The 782-nt window shown below is 61.1% G+C and carries 1 pseudogene; it reads right to left on the bottom strand.

The features are described 5' to 3' along the window. Window positions 1-210: 210 nt before the first annotated feature. Window positions 211-663, bottom strand: a pseudogene (locus tag F6X42_RS42955) (ATP-binding protein); the annotation flags it as partial. Window positions 664-782: the final 119 nt, after the last annotated feature.

The following is a 782-nucleotide window of genomic DNA, read 5'->3' on the forward strand; positions in this document are numbered from 1 at the left end:
GATCGGGGACGAAGGGCCGGACATGAACGTCAAGTCCTACGACGTGTCGGCTGCGCCTGTCCTGACAGGAACGTTCGGGGTCACGGGCGGATATCTTGACGCTACGACGGGAACGAAGGGCCAGGTGTCACGGATCGGCGTAATCGAGCCGGTGATGATCGGCATAATGAGGCCACCAGAAGTGGCCCCGAAACGCGATTTCGAAGGGACTCAAGAATGCGGTTTTTTGCCGGATTTTGCAACGGTGTTTTCGCTGTTTTCAGGCATTGGTTTGGGCTTGCGGAAGCTGTCGCCTTCGATCACCACGCGATAGGCGCCGTGGCGTAGCCGGTCAAGCGTGGCGGCGCCGAGGATACGGTTGTCGGGGAACGCGTCGCCCCATTCGCTGAAGTCGAGATTTGAAGTCAAGACTGACGCCGCGCGCTCGTACCTGGCGGCAATCAGATCGTGGAAGTCTTCGTCGTGGGGCGGATGCAGGGGTTTGAGCGCGAAGTCATCGACGATCAGCAGCGGCACACGCACGAACTGCTGGAACTTGCGTTCGTACAGGCCGGTAGCGCGCGCGGCGTGCAACTTCTTGAGCAGGTCAGTCTGCGTGATGAACAGCACGTCGCGCCCCTGGCGGGCCGCGCAGTGGCCCAGGGCCTGAGCCAGATGATCTCGTACCGACTGTCAACGCTTATTCGTGGCGTCGGAACGAGGCTCTACGCTGGTTCTGGCATGGGCTGGTTCCTGCGAGACTGGCGGACTTCGAGCGGCACGGTGAATCGCTCAACGACGAT

This window comes from Paraburkholderia podalyriae, assembly GCF_014397785.1.
Lineage (GTDB): Bacteria > Pseudomonadota > Gammaproteobacteria > Burkholderiales > Burkholderiaceae > Paraburkholderia > Paraburkholderia podalyriae.